The organism is Mycolicibacterium lacusdiani (genome assembly GCF_021916785.1).
Taxonomy (GTDB): domain Bacteria; phylum Actinomycetota; class Actinomycetes; order Mycobacteriales; family Mycobacteriaceae; genus Mycobacterium; species Mycobacterium lacusdiani.
The window spans coordinates 79911-94671 of record NZ_JAKCFC010000004.1 but is presented as its reverse complement, the minus strand read 5'-3'; the positions used below and the strand labels follow the sequence as shown (position 1 = coordinate 94671).

The following is a 14761-nucleotide window of genomic DNA, read 5'->3' as shown; positions in this document are numbered from 1 at the left end:
GCTCACTGCTCGAGCGCCATCTGGTAGCGACTCTCCTCGCGCGGATTGATCAGCCTGATGGGTAGCTGACGGTGCCGCGGAGTGTCGATGAAGTTGTGTCGCAACACGACTCGTCCCACCCCTGGATGCGGGCTGAGGTACGTCGTCGCCTTGGGCCAACCGATCTTGGCGACCTTTCCGACCCGGGCGTTGATGGAGCCCGCGAAGTCGCTGAACTGCGGGCCGAGGGTCACTATCGCTCCCGCCGCCGCCGACCGGATGACGAACTGCGTGAACAGCCGCGCATCACCGAGGTTGATGCTGACGTCCACATCGTCGAACGGCATGTACACCGGGTACCGGTCGGCCGTCTCGCCGATCAGCACGCCCGCAGAGCCGATCGGCAGCTCGTAGTGCCGATCGGTGACCGGACTCTGCCCCAGCATCGCTGCACGCTGACCGCCGAACAGGCACGAAAACCCGCGCGGCGTCGAAGGATTCGCCAACGTCGTCAGCAGCACCGTCGTCGTCGGAGCGGCACCCGGGCGCACCCGCACCTGCGTGATCGTGTGGTCCGCCCGCGCGCTCCACCACACGTTGGGGCCGCCCGGCGCGGTGTACGCGGCAGTGAACGTGCTGCGCCCCTTGATCGACGACCACGTCTCCCGCTCGAAGCTGATCTCGGTCGCCTTGTCGAAGTCGTCGAAGCTACGACTGCACCGCGCGTCGATCCCATTGCTCGCCAACTGATCCGCGATGCGCGTCGTCGACGAGACGAGGTACCGGGCCAACCCGGCCACGCCGACCTCGCGGCGTAGCGCGGACTTTCGCGTCGCCTCCGGCAGGGCCCGCAACACGATCCACGTCCGCCGGTTCGACGGCGACGGATACGGCCCGACGACCTGCTCGTACAGCGCGACGAGGCTTGCGGGCGCGGTACGGCCCACGCGCTGGCCCGCCGAGACGACGTCGGCCTCCAGGTCGGGGCAGTGTGCGGCGATCAACTGCTCGACCAGCTTGGTGTCGACCACGTCGTCGGTGAACGCCTCGCCCGCGACGATCACCGTCGGGGTGAACGGCCGCGGCACCAGCTCAATGACCGACACCAAATGATCGCCGTGCCAACGCACTGCGACGTGATCGCCAGGCAGCACCGTCGCGCCGACGGCCGGTTCCGACGGTGCGGCGGGCGCCGCCCGGTGCCGTCTGCGCCAGGAGAAGATGGCCACGATCCAGCCGGCGAACCGGCGCCCGCGCACGGTGAGCAGCGCCGCGATCGCGATGAGCACTCCGAGCGTGATTCCCAACCACAGCAGGTCCAGCTTCATGAACAGCAGCACGCAGGCGGGGATGAGCACCGCCGCCCACAGCAGATGCCCGGTGGTGGCGCGGAATCCGAACTGGCCGAGGAACTCCCTCATCGGCGCCTCAGGGCTCGACGCGCGAGTGCCCCGATGCCCAGCGCGGCAGCCAAACTCACCCCTGCGATCACGACGATCGTGATCGGGCCACGGTCGGGTGGCGCCACGTACACCGGCGGCGGCAACTGCTTGACCTCGTAGGGCACCGAATCCGGACCCTCCGGGACGTCCCACGTAAGTGCAGCCACCGGATCGATGACGCCTGCACCGACGTAGTTGTCGACTCCGCCACCGGGATGGCGCGCCGTCGCGGTGATGCGGTTCATGATCTGCGCCGGCGTCAGGGTGGGAAAGCGTTGCTTGACCATTGCCGCGAGACCAGAGACGAACGCTGCCGCGAACGACGTGCCGTTGATCGGGATCAGACCGTCCTGGCCCTGGAGCGCGTTGACCGGGTTGCCGTCGTAGCCCAGGGCGGTGATGTTCTCGGCGGGCGCCGCGGCGCCGACCCACGGGCCGGACATCGAGAACGTGCTGGGCTGCCCGTTCTCGGCGATACCGCCCACGGTCAGCACCAGCGGCGAGTACCAGGCCGGCGACACGATGGTCTGCACGCCCTGCCAGCCGCGCGGATCCGCGGGCAGCGCCGGGTTGGGCGGCGGGTTCTGCGAACAGTCCCCGCCGGTGTTGCCCGCTGCGACCACGACGACCGCACCCTTCACGTTTACGGCGTACTCGATGGCCGCGCCGAGACTGTTCTCGTCGATGCGCCTGGTCACCTTGTAGCAGGCGGCCTCGCTGATGTTGATGACCTGCGCGCCCATGTTGGCCGCATGCAGGATCGCCCTGGCCAGGCTGCGAAGAGACCCTGCCGTGGGCGTCGAGTTCGGGTCGTTGGGATCGTTGCGAGCGCCGACGGGCTGGAAGTTGTCCGACGTCTGGCGCATGGACAGCACTCGAGCATCCGGCGCGACGCCGATGAACCCGTCCGTCGGCGAACCCTTGCCTGCGATGATCGCCGCGGTGAGGGTCCCGTGCGAGTCGCAGTCGGACATTCCGTTGCCGGCCTTGTCGACGAAGTCGCCGCCAGGCTCCGCCGGAACCCGCGGCGAGCCGTTCACTCCGGTGTCGATGACCGCGACAGTTACCCCGGCGCCGGTTGCGAACTTCTGCGCATCGGCGATCCGCAGGTAGTTGTTGGCCCACGGCCTGTCGGCGAAGTTGGAGTTCGGGAACACCATGGGCGCCGAGCACTCGCGCCGCTGCTCGGTGGGTTGGTCGGGCCCGGTCACGTCGGGCGGCAGTGCACCCTTGTCGATCACCGGCGGGTCGATCGCCACTGCGGGCGGTGCGCTGAGCAACGCCAAGCTCAGCACCGCGGCGACTACCGCGAAGCGCCGAACCACTTGTCACCCCCTGCCAAAATCTCACGACCTGGCATGTGCTGACCCGCCACCAGCAAACTAAATCTCTGCTGCGTGACGGCGCACTCCGACCCAACACGCCCCCGACCCAAAAGCACGAAAGAAACTATACGGGTGGCTGAGCGGGGTCGAACGCGCTTTCTCGAGTGCACGAAACCCGCCCGGCTGCGATGGCGCAGCTCAGGCGGGTCCGCGTGTCAGCTAATCAAGGTCAGGCGTCGAGGTCCTTGGCGACGAGGTCGGCGACGGTGCTCAGGGCCGCTTCGTCGTCGGATTCCACAGTGACCTGGTCGCCGTTGCCAGCCCCGAGGGTCATGATCATCAGCGCCGATCCGGCGTCCACCGGCTCCTCACCGGCGGTGGCCAGGGTGACCTCGGCCCCGGAGGCGACGACGGCTTCGGCGATGATCGCGGCTGGCCGGGCGTGCAGGCCGATGGATGATCCGACGACGACGGTCTTGCTGGGCATGGTGTCTCCTCTGTGGTGTGAATCGAGCAGTGGGTGGGGGTTGATGGTCAGGCGTTGGCCAGCGCGGGGCTGGGTTCTGCGGCGGTGTCCTTCTTGCTGACGAACTGCTTGGCCGCGATCACGGCGACGGCGGCCACGATGGTCCCGAGTGCCAGGGCCAGGATGAACCACACCAGGTTGCCGATCGCGAAGAACACGAAGATGCCGCCGTGCGGTGCCTTCAGCGTCACGTCGAAGGCCATGATGAGCGCACCGGTGACCGCGCCGCCGGCCATCATGGAGGGGATGACGCGCAGCGGGTCGGCCGCGGCGAACGGGATGGCACCCTCGGAGATGAAAGATGCTCCGAGAAGCCATGCCGCACGGCCATTCTCGCGCTCCGGCTCGGTGAACAGCTTGGGCCGCAGCGTCGATGCGAGCGCCATCGCTAGCGGCGGCACCATGCCCGCAGCCATCACGGCGGCCATGATGCGCAGCGACGAGGGATCGGCGACGTTGAGGCCCGCGGTGGCGAAGGCGTAGGCCGCCTTGTTGACCGGACCGCCGAGGTCGAAGCACATCATCAAGCCGAGGATGACGCCCAGCAGGATCACCGAGCTGCCGGAGAGGCCGCCGAGCCAGCTGGTCAGGCCGGAGGTGATGGCGGCCAAGGGGCGGCCCAGCAGCAGGAACATCAGCAGGCCGACGACCAGCGAGGCGCCCAGCGGGATGATCACGACCGGCATGAGGCCGCGCATGGCCTTGGGGACGGCGATCTTGCTGATCCACAGGGCGGTGAAGCCGGCGATCAGGCCGCCGACGATGCCGCCGATGAAGCCGCCGCCGACGAACACGGCCACCGCGCCTGCAGTGAAACCCGGTGCGATGCCTGGCCGGTCGGCGATCGCGAACGATATGTAACCCGCGAGCGCCGGTACCAGGAAGCCGAATGCCAGGCCGCCGAGGGTGAACAGCACTGCGCCGAGGTACTGGGTGAGTCCGCCGCTGGGGAGGTTCGTGAGCGAGTTGCCCGCGGCGATGATGTTGCCGAGGCTCTTCGTCTCGCCGTCGGGGGTGTTGGCGATGTCGTAGCCCGCCAGCAGGAACCCGAGCGCGATGAGCAGACCGCCCGCCGCGACGAACGGGATCATGTAGCTCACGCCGGTGAGCAGGATCTGCCGGGTTCGCGTGCCCCAGCCGATGCCGCCGGCCGCCGGTCCGCTCGAGGACGCCGACGCGCCGGCCGAGCCCTCGACGCGCGCGGCATTGGGATTGGTTGCGGCGCTGAGGGCTTCGGAGATCATCTTGGCAGGCTCGTTGATGGCGCGCTTGACGCCCGAGGCGATGACGGGCTTGCCGGCGAACCGCGACCGGTCCTTGACGCCGACGTCGGTGGCGAAGATGACGGCGTCGGCGGCGGCGATGGTCTCGGCCGACAGCGGCGTGCTGCCCGACGACCCCTGCGTCTCGACGTGCAGCGTCACACCCGCCTCCTTGGCGGCGGCGACCAGTGAGTCGGCGGCCATGTAGGTGTGGGCGATGCCGGTCGGGCAGGCGGTGATCGCGACCAGGGTGCGCGCCGCCTCGGTGGGCTTCTCGTCGACCGGAGCCGCGTCCGGTGCCGCGGCAGTCTTGGCGGGTGCAGGATTCGCCGGCGCGGGATTCACGACGCCCTCGACCAGTTCGACGATCTCCGCGTCGGACGACGCTGCGCGCAGCGACGCGACGAAGTCCTTGCGCACCAGCGCCCGCGCCAGGCTGGAGAGCAGCTTCATGTGCTGCGAGCCGCCGGCTTCCGGCGCGGCGATGAGGAATGCGAGGTCGGCTGGGCCGTCGGGGGCGCCGAAGTCGACCTTGGGGGACAGCCGGGCGAAGCCGATCGTCGCCTCGTCGACGTGCGGTGAGCGGCAGTGCGGGATCGCGATGCCACCGGGCAACCCCGTGGCGGATTGCGCCTCGCGGGCCATCGCGGCGGCGATCAGCCCGTCGCGGTCGGTGGCGCGGCCGGCGTCGGCAAGCCGACCGGCGAGCAGCCGGATGACCGACTCCTTGTCGCCGCCGGCGTCGACGTCGAGCGCGACCAGGTCTGTGGTGATGATGGGCATGTCGCTACTTCCTCGTAGTCATGATGGTGCGAGTGGTCATTGGGCTATGGACGGGCGCTATGGACGGGCGGACGCGGGCGTAAGCGCATACACCCGAACGGCATCGAGGTCGATCTGGTCCGGTGACGGCAGCGCCGACCCGGGCAGCGCGGCAGCTGCGCTGCCGTAGGCCACCGCCATTTGCAGGCGCTGTGGCGGCTGCGCCCCACCGACTTCGGCGCGCAGGTAACCGGCCAGCGAGCTGTCGCCGGCGCCGACGGTGCTGCGCGGGACGATGGGTGGCGGGGTGGCCATCCAGCTTCCCGCCTCGTCGACCAGTACCGCCCCCGCGGCCCCGAGGGTGACGAGCACGGTGCGTGCCCCCCGGGCAATGACCTCGCGGGCAGCGGAGACGACGGGCTCGGGATCGCCTGCGGCTGCGGCACTCTCGAGGTGCAACGGGTCGGCGCCCACCAGGCTGGCGAGTTCCTCGGCGTTGGGCTTGATGACGTCGGGTGCGGCCGTGCCGAACGACGCCGCCAGCGCGCCGAGCGGGCGTTCGGAGGTGTCGATGGCCACCTTGCACGCCGACGACCGCAAGCTCGAGGCCACCTCGGCGTACCAGTCGTCGGGCAGACCCGGCGGCAGCGAGCCGGACAGCACCACCCACGCGGCGTCGGCGGCTGCGGCGAGTACCGACCGGGTGAGAGCCGCGCGGGCCGCGGCATCGAGCGTCGCCCCGGGCTCGTTGAGCTTGGTCGTCGTCCCGTCCGGTTCGGTGATCGCGACGTTGGTGCGCACCGTGCCGCTGACCGGTACCCCGCGGAACGTCACTCCGATGGCGCGCAGCGCCGCGATCATCGGATCGTCGTCGCCCGCGGGCAGGATGGCGACGGCGTCGACCCCGGCGAGTGCGAGCGCCCGCGCGACGTTGACGCCCTTGCCGCCCGGCTCGGAGGTGGCCGAGGTGACGCGCTGTACCGCGCCGCGGGCGAGCGGGGCGGCCAGCGTGACCGTGCGGTCGATGCTGGGGTTGGGTGTGACTGTGACGATCACGTCGTGGCTCCTGCCTGGACGACCTCGACGCCGTGCTCGGTGAGCGACCGACGGTCGTCGTCGCTGATCTCGGTGTCGGTGATGAGGGTGTCGACGTCGGTGATGGGCGCGAAGCTGACGAACTCCTCGCGACCGACCTTGCTGGAATCGGCTGCGACCACGACGTAGTTCGCGCTGCGCACCATCGCCCGCTTCACGGCGGCCTCCTCGCTGTCCGGGGTGGACAAGCCATGGCGGGCGCTGATGGCATTGGTGCCGATGAACGCGATGTCGACCCGGATGGTGTCGAGTACCCGCAACGCCTGCTCGCCGACCGCGGCCTGGGTGATGCCGCGGACCCGTCCGCCGAGTAGTTGCAGCGTCACCGTCGGCATCGCGGCTAGCCGCGCTGCGATCGGCACCGAGTTCGTGACGACGACGAGGTCGCGGTCGGTGGGAAGGTGTGCGGCGATGCGCGCCGTCGTCGTCCCCGCATCGAGCAGCACCGTGGCACCGCCGAGCGGGAAGAACTCGGTCGCGGCGGCGGCGATGGCGTCCTTGTGGTCGGCGCGGGTCGTCTCCCGCTCGCCGACCCCGGCTTCCACGAGGTGCAGTGCGCGGACGGGAACGGCGCCGCCGTGTACCCGGCGCAGGACGCCCGCCCGGTCGAGTGTGGCCAGGTCGCGGCGCACGGTCTCGGTGGTGACGTCGTACTCCTGCGCGAGTTCGGCGACCGATGCGCGACCCTGGCTCATCACCAGTGCGGCGATTGCCTGTTGCCGCTCCTCCGCGTACATCGGTCTCCGATCATGTGGGTTATCGTTCGGCAAAATGTTGATACATGTTGTTTTACTCTTGTCTGTGTTGACTTGTCAACGATTTCTTGTAACCTCGATCACATGAGTACGACGACGTCAGCCACCTCACTCCCGCAGCAGGGTCAGGTGCTCCACGGTGTCCCGGCCGTTGGTGGGGTGCAGTACGCGCCGGTAGTCCGCCCCGGCGCCCGCCCGAGTCTCGACGAGACGCCGGTCGCCGACATCGCGGAGTCGGAACGCCCGGCCGAGGTCGAACGGCTCAAGTCGGCATCCGCCGCGGTGGCCGACCGGCTGCGCGCCCGCGCCGCACACGCCACCGGCGTCGCATCGGAGGTGCTCGCGACCACGGCGCAGCTCGCGCAGGACCGGGCGTGGCTCCGTGACGCCGAGAAGCGCATCGTCGCGGGCGCACCCGCCACCCGCGCCGTGGCAGGAGCCGTCGGCAAGATCGCCGATGCACTCGCCAAGGCCGGTGACCTGATGGCCGAACGCGTCACCGATCTGCGTGACATCCGCGACCGCGTGATCGCAGAACTGAGCGGCCTGCCCGAGCCCGGTGTCCCGGTTCCCGAGCGCCCGTCGATCCTGTGCGCAGAGGACCTCGCGCCGGTCGACACGGCAGGCCTCGACGCGTCACTCGTCGTGGGGCTGGCCACCTCGCTCGGCGGCCCCACCAGCCACACCGCGATCATCGCCCGTCAGCTCGGCATCCCGTGCGTCGTCGCGGTCGACGGCCTCGACGACGTGCCCGCAGGCACGATGATCATGGTCGACGGATCCGTCGGCACCGTCACAGTCACACCCGACGAGGCCGTCGCGGCACGCGCCGTCGAGGGGTCCCGCCGCGACGCCGAGGCGGCCCGGCAGTGGACCGGACCGGGCGTCACCGCCGACGGGCATCCCGTCGCGATCCTTGCCAACGTGCAGGACGGCGCTGCCGCGCGCGCAGCGGCCGAGACGCCGGCCGAGGGCGTCGGCCTGTTCCGCACCGAGCTGTGCTTCCTCAACCGCGACACCGAACCCAGCGTCGACGAGCAGGCGGAGATCTACGGGCAGGTGCTGACGGCGTTCGGTGACCGGAAGGTCGTCGTCCGCACGCTCGACGCAGGCTCCGACAAGCCGCTCAAGTTCGCCGGTCACCCCGACGAGGCCAACCCGGCGCTCGGCGTGCGCGGCATCCGGATCGCGTTCGGCAACCCCGCGATCCTCACCAGGCAGCTCCAGGGCATCGCCGACGCCGCGCGCAACACCGGCACGTCGCCGTGGGTCATGGCGCCGATGATCGCGACCGCCGCCGAGGCCAAGTCCTTCGCCGACGAGGCGCGGTCGATGGGCCTGACGCCCGGCGTGATGATCGAGGTGCCCGCCGCGGCGCTGCTGGCCGACCGCATCCTCGAGCACGTCGACTTCCTGTCGATCGGTACCAACGACCTGACGCAGTACACGATGGCCGCCGACCGGATGTCCGCCGAACTCGCGACGCTCACCGACCCGTGGCAGCCCGCGGTCCTCGCGCTGGTCGCGATGGCGGCCCGTGCCGGCGCGGCGGCAGGCAAGCCCGTCGGCGTGTGCGGTGAGGCCGCTGCCGATCCGGTGCTGGCTTGCGTGCTCGTCGGCCTCGGCGTCTCGTCGCTGTCGGCGGCTGCCGCGGCGATCTCAGCGGTGGGCGCCAAGCTCGGCCAGGTCACGCTGGCGCAGTGCCAGGCGGCAGCCGAGGCGGCGCTGAACACCGCCACCGCGGCCGAGGCCCGGGCCGCGGCGCTGGCCCAGCTCGGCTGACTGCCGGAATCAATCGGACCGCGGTCCGGTTATACGCGGTAGTTCCCAATCGAGGAGGTACCGATGCCCGCCATCACCGCCGACACGCTCACCCTGCCCCGCGTCACCGGGCCGACACCGTCGGACACCGAGCGCCCCGTGCGCTCGATCACCACCGGCCCGCGCGGCTACGAGGGCGAGGGCTTCCCCGTCGTCCGCGCCTTCGGCGGAGTCAGCGCCGCCGCACTCGACCCGTTCATCCACATGGACCAGATGGGCGAGATCGAATACCAGCCCGGTGAACCCCGCGGCACCGACTGGCACCCGCACCGCGGCTTCGAGACCGTCACCTACATGATCGACGGTCGCTTCGCCCACCAGGATTCACACGGCGGCGGCGGCCTCATCACCGATGGCGCCACGCAGTGGATGACCGCGGGCTCGGGCATCCTGCACATCGAGACCCCGCCCGCCGAACTCGTCGACAGCGGCGGCCTCTTCCACGGCGTCCAGCTGTGGGTGAACCTGCCCAAGAAGGACAAGTTCGCGGCGCCGAAGTACCAGTCGATCGAGGGCGGCGAGGTCAAGCTGCTCGCCTCCGACGACGGCGGTGCGCTGGTGCGCATCATCGCCGGCGACGTGGACGGCCAGGCCGGCCCCGGCGCAACCCACACGCCGATCACGTTGGCGCACGCGACGATCGAGCCCGGTGCGCGGCTGAACCTGCCGTGGAACCGCGACTTCAACGCGTTGGTCTACGTCCTGTCCGGTCGTGGGTCCGTCGGCCCCGTCGGCCGTTCCATCGAGCAGGGTCAGCTGGCCGTGTTCGGGCCGGGTGACCGCATCACCGTCGACGCGGGCGGAAGCCAGGACTCCAACCGACCCGCGCTCGAGGTCCTGCTGCTCGGCGGCAAGCCGATCCGCGAGCCGGTCTTCCAGTACGGGCCGTTCGTCATGAACTCCAAGTCGGAGATCATCGAGGCGATGGACGACTTCAACGCCGGGCGGTTCGGGTCCATCCCGCCGAACGCCCTGCGCCCGCACTCCACTTCCTAGTGATTTCGGCGCGCTACCCCGCGCTCACCGCGGATTAGCGCGCCGAAATCGCTGGGGTGGGGGTGGCATAGAGCAGTTCCAACTCGCCGAGGTTGGCCGCGACGGCCACCAGGGGTAGCGCCGCCGACACCGACAGCGCTTCGCCGGAAGCCTCGGCGCGCAGGGCCAACACGAAGTCGTCGCTGATCGGCGCGTGGTCGCGGCCGGGGGTGCCGGTGAGGCGCTCGCACACCGCGGCGGTGTGCGCCTCGAGGATGTCGCGCACGCGCGGGTAGGCGGCCAGCGGCGGTGGGACGACGTCGGCGATCAGCTCGGCGGCGTTGCGCAGCCGGATCGCCCGGTTGGCAGCCCGGATCACCGGCGCCCTGCCGTCGGTGGACCCACCGCTCTCCGAAAGGTATTGCCGCACGGCGTCATCGAGGGTGCGGGACGCCGTCATGGCGTCGTGGCCGAGTGCGAACACCCGGTCGTTGGCGGCCTCGTCGGCGCCTCGGGTGACGCGGCGCACGGCCGCGGTCAGGTAGGTGGTGCCCACTGCGAGCGCCGCGTCGACTGCCCGCGACACCGACGCCGCCGCGCCGCGCGGCCACAGCAGCACCGACACCACGACGCCGACCAGCGCGCCCACCACGACGTCCTCCACGCGGATCAGCCCGACGCTCCACCCCGTCGGCACGATGAGGTTGAAGATGATCAGCACCATCATCGTGAACATCGCCTGCCCGGCGACGAACGACGCCACCTCGGGCACATAGGCCGATCCGAACGCGACGATGGGCAGCGCCAGCCACATCACCACCGGGTCGACGCCCAGCAGCTCGATGAACGCGATGCCGATCAGGAAACCCAGCACCGTGCCCGCCACCGCGCGCACCACCCGCGTGCCCGTGGTGAGCGCGCTGCTGCGCAGGACCGACATCGCACCCAGCACCACCCAGAAGCCGTGCTGCACGGGGAAGACGTGCGTGACGGCGACCGCCAACGCCAGCCCGAGGCCGGTCCGCAGGCTGTTGCGCACGACGACCGCGCGCGTGGCGACGAACCCGGTGGTCAGGTAGGCCAGCGCCTCGGACTCCGACAGCACGCGGTCGGCGGCGCCGGTCTTCGGCAGCCGCCGGCCCAGCACCCGCGCCCACACCGGGCGTGCGTCCGCTGCCGCGGCGATGCCGATGATCCGGCCTGTCGCTCCGACCGCGGCCGAGATCGTGCGACGCGTCAGCAGCCGTCGGCCGACGCCGATCGCGGCGCCGTCACTGGCCTCGCCGAGGATCTCGACGATGTCGTCGCGGTAGCGGCTCTGCGCCACCGCACGCTGCGCGGCCAAGCCGTTGGCGAGGTCTTCGCGGAAGACGTCGCGGCCGGACGACGGCGAGGTCGTCAGAACCCTTGCCGCATCGCGCAGGACCCGCGTGACGGGACCGCGCATCTGGGCCAGCAGGTCGCCGCTGCCGTCGGTGATGCGGTCGGACAGCCACTGCAGGTCGTCGACCACGCGCACCAGGGCCCGGCTGCCCGCGGTAAGCGCGACCGGCCGGAAGTCCGCGCCGAGGAAGTTCGACCGCAACGCCCCCATCGCGGACGAGACGTCCTCGGCCGTCGCATCGCCGTCGAGGCGGTCGGCCAGCGTGCGGCACACCTCGGCGGCGTGCCGGCGGAGGTCGTCGTGGTGGCGGGGTGGGAGCAGGAACAGGGCGGCGGGGACGGCGACCGCCAGCGCGATGGCCCAGCCGAGGAGGCGGTCGGGGATCGGGCCCGGTGGAGTGCAGGCAGGCAGCACGAACGTCAGCAGCGTCGAGCGCTGTCCGGCGGCCACGATCTCCGACAGCACGCCGGAGAACATCACCACCACGGCGAGCACGAACATCGTCGTCACCGCGAGCCACGGGATGGGCGCCACCAGCGACCCGATGGTGATGAGCACCGCGCCGTTGAAGGCCAGTCCGCCGTACGCCACCGCCCGGGACGCCCGGTTGCCGGGGAAGTCGACGGTGATCAGCAGCGCCACGGTGCCGAAGATCGCGAACATCGGTGTCTGCGAACCGCTTCCGACGGCGAAGGCGACCCCCGCCGTGATCGGCAGCACGATCGCCGCGCGTACGGCACGCCGGAACGCGTCGTGTTCGGGATCCTTCTCGGCGAGCCGACTCCGCGCCCGGTGCAGCAGGCCGGCCGGGGTCAGCATGCACCGGATGGTAGACCGGTGGCCACCGCCGCGTTGGCGGGTCGAGGGGTCAGCGTCCGCCGGGCACGTTGGCGAACACGCCGTTGTCGAGCGCGAACAGCAGCCGATCGGCGATCCACGTCAGGTGTTCGGGGTCCCGCGGCACAGTCGACTGTTCGCATCCGACGAGCAGGTAGAGCGCGGTCGTCGCGAAGCGCTCCGCCTGCTTTCCATCACCGAGGATCTCGACGCCCGCGTTCAGCAGCATCTCGTAGCGCTGACGATCCACTTCGGCCTGGACTTCGTGCACGGTCTGGTCGATCGAACTCCAGACCCGGATCGCGGCCTCGGCCTCGAAGGGCAGCATCAGCGCCTCTTGTATGAGGACGTCGACCCGCCGCCGCGGGTCGCTCTCGGCGCGCAGGTTGTCCGCGACGCGCACGGTGCGGGCATGCACCCAGTAGGCGACCAACTCCTGTCCGAAGGCCGACCAGCTGCTGAAGTAGTGATAGAACGAGCCCGTCGTGACACCGAGTCGGTTGCAGACCTCGGCGAGCTTCAACCCGCCGTACCCCAAGTCGGACAACACCTCCAACCCGGTCTCGATGTACGACTCCTTCGAAATGGTTCCCCCCATGGGAGCACCATAGTTCGCGCGGCCGACGCCTGAACTCCAGGTTGACGTTGGTGTAACCCCGAAACGGTCAGGGATCCGTCATCCGCGGGGTGAACTCCGTGATCAGTCGACAGTGCCCCTTTGCTGAAACCGTTTCTCTTAGGCTTCCGCAACCATTTCGCAACGAAGGGCTATCTGACGTATGGCACAATTTGGCTGTGCCGCATACCGCCACCCGAGGTCCAGGACGTCCGCCAGCAGCGAAGGCGGCAGAGACGCGTGAGCGGATCGTCCGCGCTGCTCGCGAGGTCTTCAGCGAACTCGGCTACGACGCTGCGACATTCCAGGCGATTGCTATCCGCGCCGATTTGACGCGTCCGGCCATCAATCACTACTTCGCCAGCAAGCGCGTCCTCTACAGCGAAGTGGTCGAGAAGACGAACGAAATGGTGGTTGCCGCGGGCATGGCCAAGGCCGAGGAGGAGACGTCGCTGCTGAAGCGGCTGTCCGCCTTCTTCTCTGCGGCGATGCAGGCCGACACCCGGGACCGATCGGCTGCTGCGTTCCTGGTCACGTCGGTGCTGGAGTCCCAGCGGCACCCCGAACTGAGTCGCGACGAACACAATTCGCTGAAGACGTCGCGGGCATTCATCAGCTGGGCGGTCACCGATGCCATCGAGCGCGGCGAGTTGACGACCGAAACCGACGTGACGACCCTGGTCGAGCTGCTGGTGGCGGTCATGTGGGGAATGGGCTTCTACGCCGGCTACGTGGGCGGCCACGACGAACTCGGCGTCATCGTCGAGAAGCTGGAGCTCCTCCTGGCGAACAAGCTCTGGACACTCGGCTCTTAGCTCCAGCAACTCCTGTGTTGCCGTCCCGATCGCGCGGCGGTGCCGTGGGCAACGTCGGCTTCTAGACTGACTAACCTATTCGGTAGGCTTGCGAACGATTTCCCCTGCTCGCCGTCGAGCGTGCAGGCAACCTCGACGATGGAACGGCACACATGAGTTCGCTTCGCTCGCACGACGACACCTGGGACATTGCGACGAGCGTGGGGTCGACCGCAGTGATGGTGGCGGCTGCACGCGCCGGTGAGACCCAGCGCGACCAGCCGCTGATCCGCGATCCGTACGCGAAGATCCTGGTCGACGGCGCGGGCACCGGTGTCTGGGAGTACATGCTCGACGAGGCGTTCATCGCCAGGATCGCCGAAGCCGATGCCGAGGTCGCCGAGATCTTCGAGCACATGGGCAACTACCAAGCCGTCCGCACCCACTTCTTCGACGACTACTACGCGAGCGCCGTCGCCTCTGGCATCCGCCAGGTCGTCATCCTCGCCTCGGGGCTCGACTCGCGGGCATACCGGCTGGATTGGCCCGCCGGGACCGTCGTCTACGAGATCGACCAGCCCAAGGTGCTCGAGTACAAGGCGACGACGCTGGCGAAGCACGACGTGGCGGCATCCGCGGAACGCCGCGAGGTGGCGATCGACCTGCGGTTCGACTGGCCCACGGCGCTGCGTGACGCCGGCTTCGACTCGTCCGCGCCGACGGCATGGCTGGCCGAGGGCCTGCTCATGTACCTTCCCGCCGACGCCCAGGACGGACTGTTCGAGCGAATCACCGAACTCAGTGCGCCGGGTAGCCGCGTCGCGGCCGAGACCGTCGGCGTCCATTCTGAGGAGCGCCGCGCCCGCATGCGGGAGAAGTTCGATGCGCTGCGGGCCAAGTTCACCGACGTCGACATGAGCCAGCCACTCGACGTTGCCGACCTGATGTACAACGACCCCGACCGCGCGGACGTCACCACCTGGCTCAACGACCACGGCTGGACCGCATCGGGCATCACCTCCGAGCAGGCGATGCGCGAACTCGATCGCTGGGTGCTGACCGACGAGGTCGACGAGGACGCGTTCTCCGAGTTCGTGGTGGGCGAGCGCCAGTAGCCGCCTTCCCGGGCAACGCCCTGTTCACCAACCAGGTGGTTGGCTACGATCGGCCCCACACGAGGAGCAGGCC

12 protein-coding genes are annotated in these 14761 nt (G+C 69.8%); 4 read left to right on the top strand and 8 right to left on the bottom strand.

What is annotated here, in order from left to right; translation table 11 throughout:
• Positions 1-2 precede the first annotated feature (2 nt).
• The 6 genes from eccE to LOK44_RS14065 form a co-directional block, all read right to left on the bottom strand.
• Positions 3-1400 carry a type VII secretion protein EccE gene (eccE, locus tag LOK44_RS14090; RefSeq protein ID WP_237570691.1) on the bottom strand — a complete coding sequence of 466 codons (1398 nt, stop codon included), beginning with the start codon at positions 1398-1400 and terminating at the stop codon, positions 3-5.
• The gene (gene mycP / locus LOK44_RS14085; RefSeq protein WP_237570690.1) at positions 1397-2746 is read right to left on the bottom strand and encodes a type VII secretion-associated serine protease mycosin; all 1350 of its coding nucleotides are present in this window, start codon (positions 2744-2746) and stop codon (positions 1397-1399) included. The genes eccE and mycP overlap by 4 nt, the downstream gene beginning before the upstream one ends.
• 229 nt (positions 2747-2975) lie before the next feature.
• Positions 2976-3233, bottom strand: a complete 258-nt coding sequence (locus LOK44_RS14080; protein ID WP_163919773.1) for an HPr family phosphocarrier protein — start codon at positions 3231-3233, stop codon at positions 2976-2978.
• Positions 3234-3280: 47 nt separating this feature from the next.
• On the bottom strand, positions 3281-5317 hold the full coding sequence (locus LOK44_RS14075; protein WP_237570689.1) for a PTS fructose transporter subunit IIABC: 2037 nt from the start codon (positions 5315-5317) through the stop codon (positions 3281-3283).
• A 57-nt stretch (positions 5318-5374) separates the two neighbouring features.
• Positions 5375-6352 carry a 1-phosphofructokinase gene (pfkB, locus tag LOK44_RS14070; RefSeq protein ID WP_237570688.1) on the bottom strand — a complete coding sequence of 326 codons (978 nt, stop codon included), beginning with the start codon at positions 6350-6352 and terminating at the stop codon, positions 5375-5377.
• Entirely contained in the window at positions 6349-7128 is a 780-nt protein-coding gene (locus LOK44_RS14065) for a DeoR/GlpR family DNA-binding transcription regulator (protein WP_237570687.1), read from the bottom strand. Before LOK44_RS14065 ends, pfkB begins: the two co-directional genes overlap by 4 nt.
• Positions 7129-7230: 102 nt before the next feature.
• Between LOK44_RS14065 and ptsP the strand changes: the two genes are divergently transcribed.
• Together ptsP and LOK44_RS14055 are read left to right on the top strand one after the other, a co-directional pair.
• Positions 7231-8928, top strand: a complete 1698-nt coding sequence (gene ptsP, locus LOK44_RS14060; RefSeq protein WP_237570686.1) for a phosphoenolpyruvate--protein phosphotransferase — start codon at positions 7231-7233, stop codon at positions 8926-8928.
• A gap of 63 nt (positions 8929-8991) precedes the next feature.
• Positions 8992-9963 (top strand): pirin family protein, encoded by a 972-nt coding sequence (locus LOK44_RS14055; RefSeq protein WP_237570685.1) that lies wholly within the window; start codon positions 8992-8994, stop codon positions 9961-9963.
• Positions 9964-9997: 34 nt separating this feature from the next.
• Here LOK44_RS14055 and LOK44_RS14050 read toward each other — a convergent pair whose 3' ends face one another.
• Both LOK44_RS14050 and LOK44_RS14045 read right to left on the bottom strand, forming a co-directional pair.
• Positions 9998-12145 carry an FUSC family protein gene (locus tag LOK44_RS14050; RefSeq protein WP_237570684.1) on the bottom strand — a complete coding sequence of 716 codons (2148 nt, stop codon included), beginning with the start codon at positions 12143-12145 and terminating at the stop codon, positions 9998-10000.
• A gap of 49 nt (positions 12146-12194) precedes the next feature.
• The gene (locus LOK44_RS14045; protein ID WP_237570683.1) at positions 12195-12761 is read right to left on the bottom strand and encodes a TetR/AcrR family transcriptional regulator; all 567 of its coding nucleotides are present in this window, start codon (positions 12759-12761) and stop codon (positions 12195-12197) included.
• Between the two features lie 197 nt (positions 12762-12958).
• On the opposite strand from LOK44_RS14045, the gene LOK44_RS14040 reads away from it, so the two are divergent.
• Positions 12959-13594: a TetR/AcrR family transcriptional regulator gene (locus LOK44_RS14040; RefSeq protein WP_237571174.1), complete on the top strand. Its 636-nt coding sequence runs from the start codon at positions 12959-12961 to the stop codon at positions 13592-13594.
• A gap of 152 nt (positions 13595-13746) precedes the next feature.
• Positions 13747-14688, top strand: coding sequence for a class I SAM-dependent methyltransferase (locus LOK44_RS14035; RefSeq protein ID WP_237570682.1), 942 nt, complete (start codon positions 13747-13749; stop codon positions 14686-14688).
• Positions 14689-14761: the final 73 nt, after the last annotated feature.

Bases quoted from the DNA above. Each gene is read 5' to 3' on its own strand.
- eccE (WP_237570691.1), bottom strand. From the start codon at position 1,400: ATGAGGGAGTTCCTCGGCCAGTTCGGATTCCGCGCCACCACCGGGCAT.
- LOK44_RS14080 (WP_163919773.1), bottom strand. From the start codon at position 3,233: ATGCCCAGCAAGACCGTCGTCGTCGGATCATCCATCGGCCTGCACGCC.
- LOK44_RS14075 (WP_237570689.1), bottom strand. From the start codon at position 5,317: ATGCCCATCATCACCACAGACCTGGTCGCGCTCGACGTCGACGCCGGC.
- LOK44_RS14065 (WP_237570687.1), bottom strand. From the start codon at position 7,128: ATGTACGCGGAGGAGCGGCAACAGGCAATCGCCGCACTGGTGATGAGC.
- ptsP (WP_237570686.1), top strand. From the start codon at position 7,231: ATGAGTACGACGACGTCAGCCACCTCACTCCCGCAGCAGGGTCAGGTG.
- LOK44_RS14055 (WP_237570685.1), top strand. From the start codon at position 8,992: ATGCCCGCCATCACCGCCGACACGCTCACCCTGCCCCGCGTCACCGGG.
- LOK44_RS14050 (WP_237570684.1), bottom strand. From the start codon at position 12,145: ATGCTGACCCCGGCCGGCCTGCTGCACCGGGCGCGGAGTCGGCTCGCC.
- LOK44_RS14045 (WP_237570683.1), bottom strand. From the start codon at position 12,761: ATGGGGGGAACCATTTCGAAGGAGTCGTACATCGAGACCGGGTTGGAG.
- LOK44_RS14035 (WP_237570682.1), top strand. From the start codon at position 13,747: ATGAGTTCGCTTCGCTCGCACGACGACACCTGGGACATTGCGACGAGC.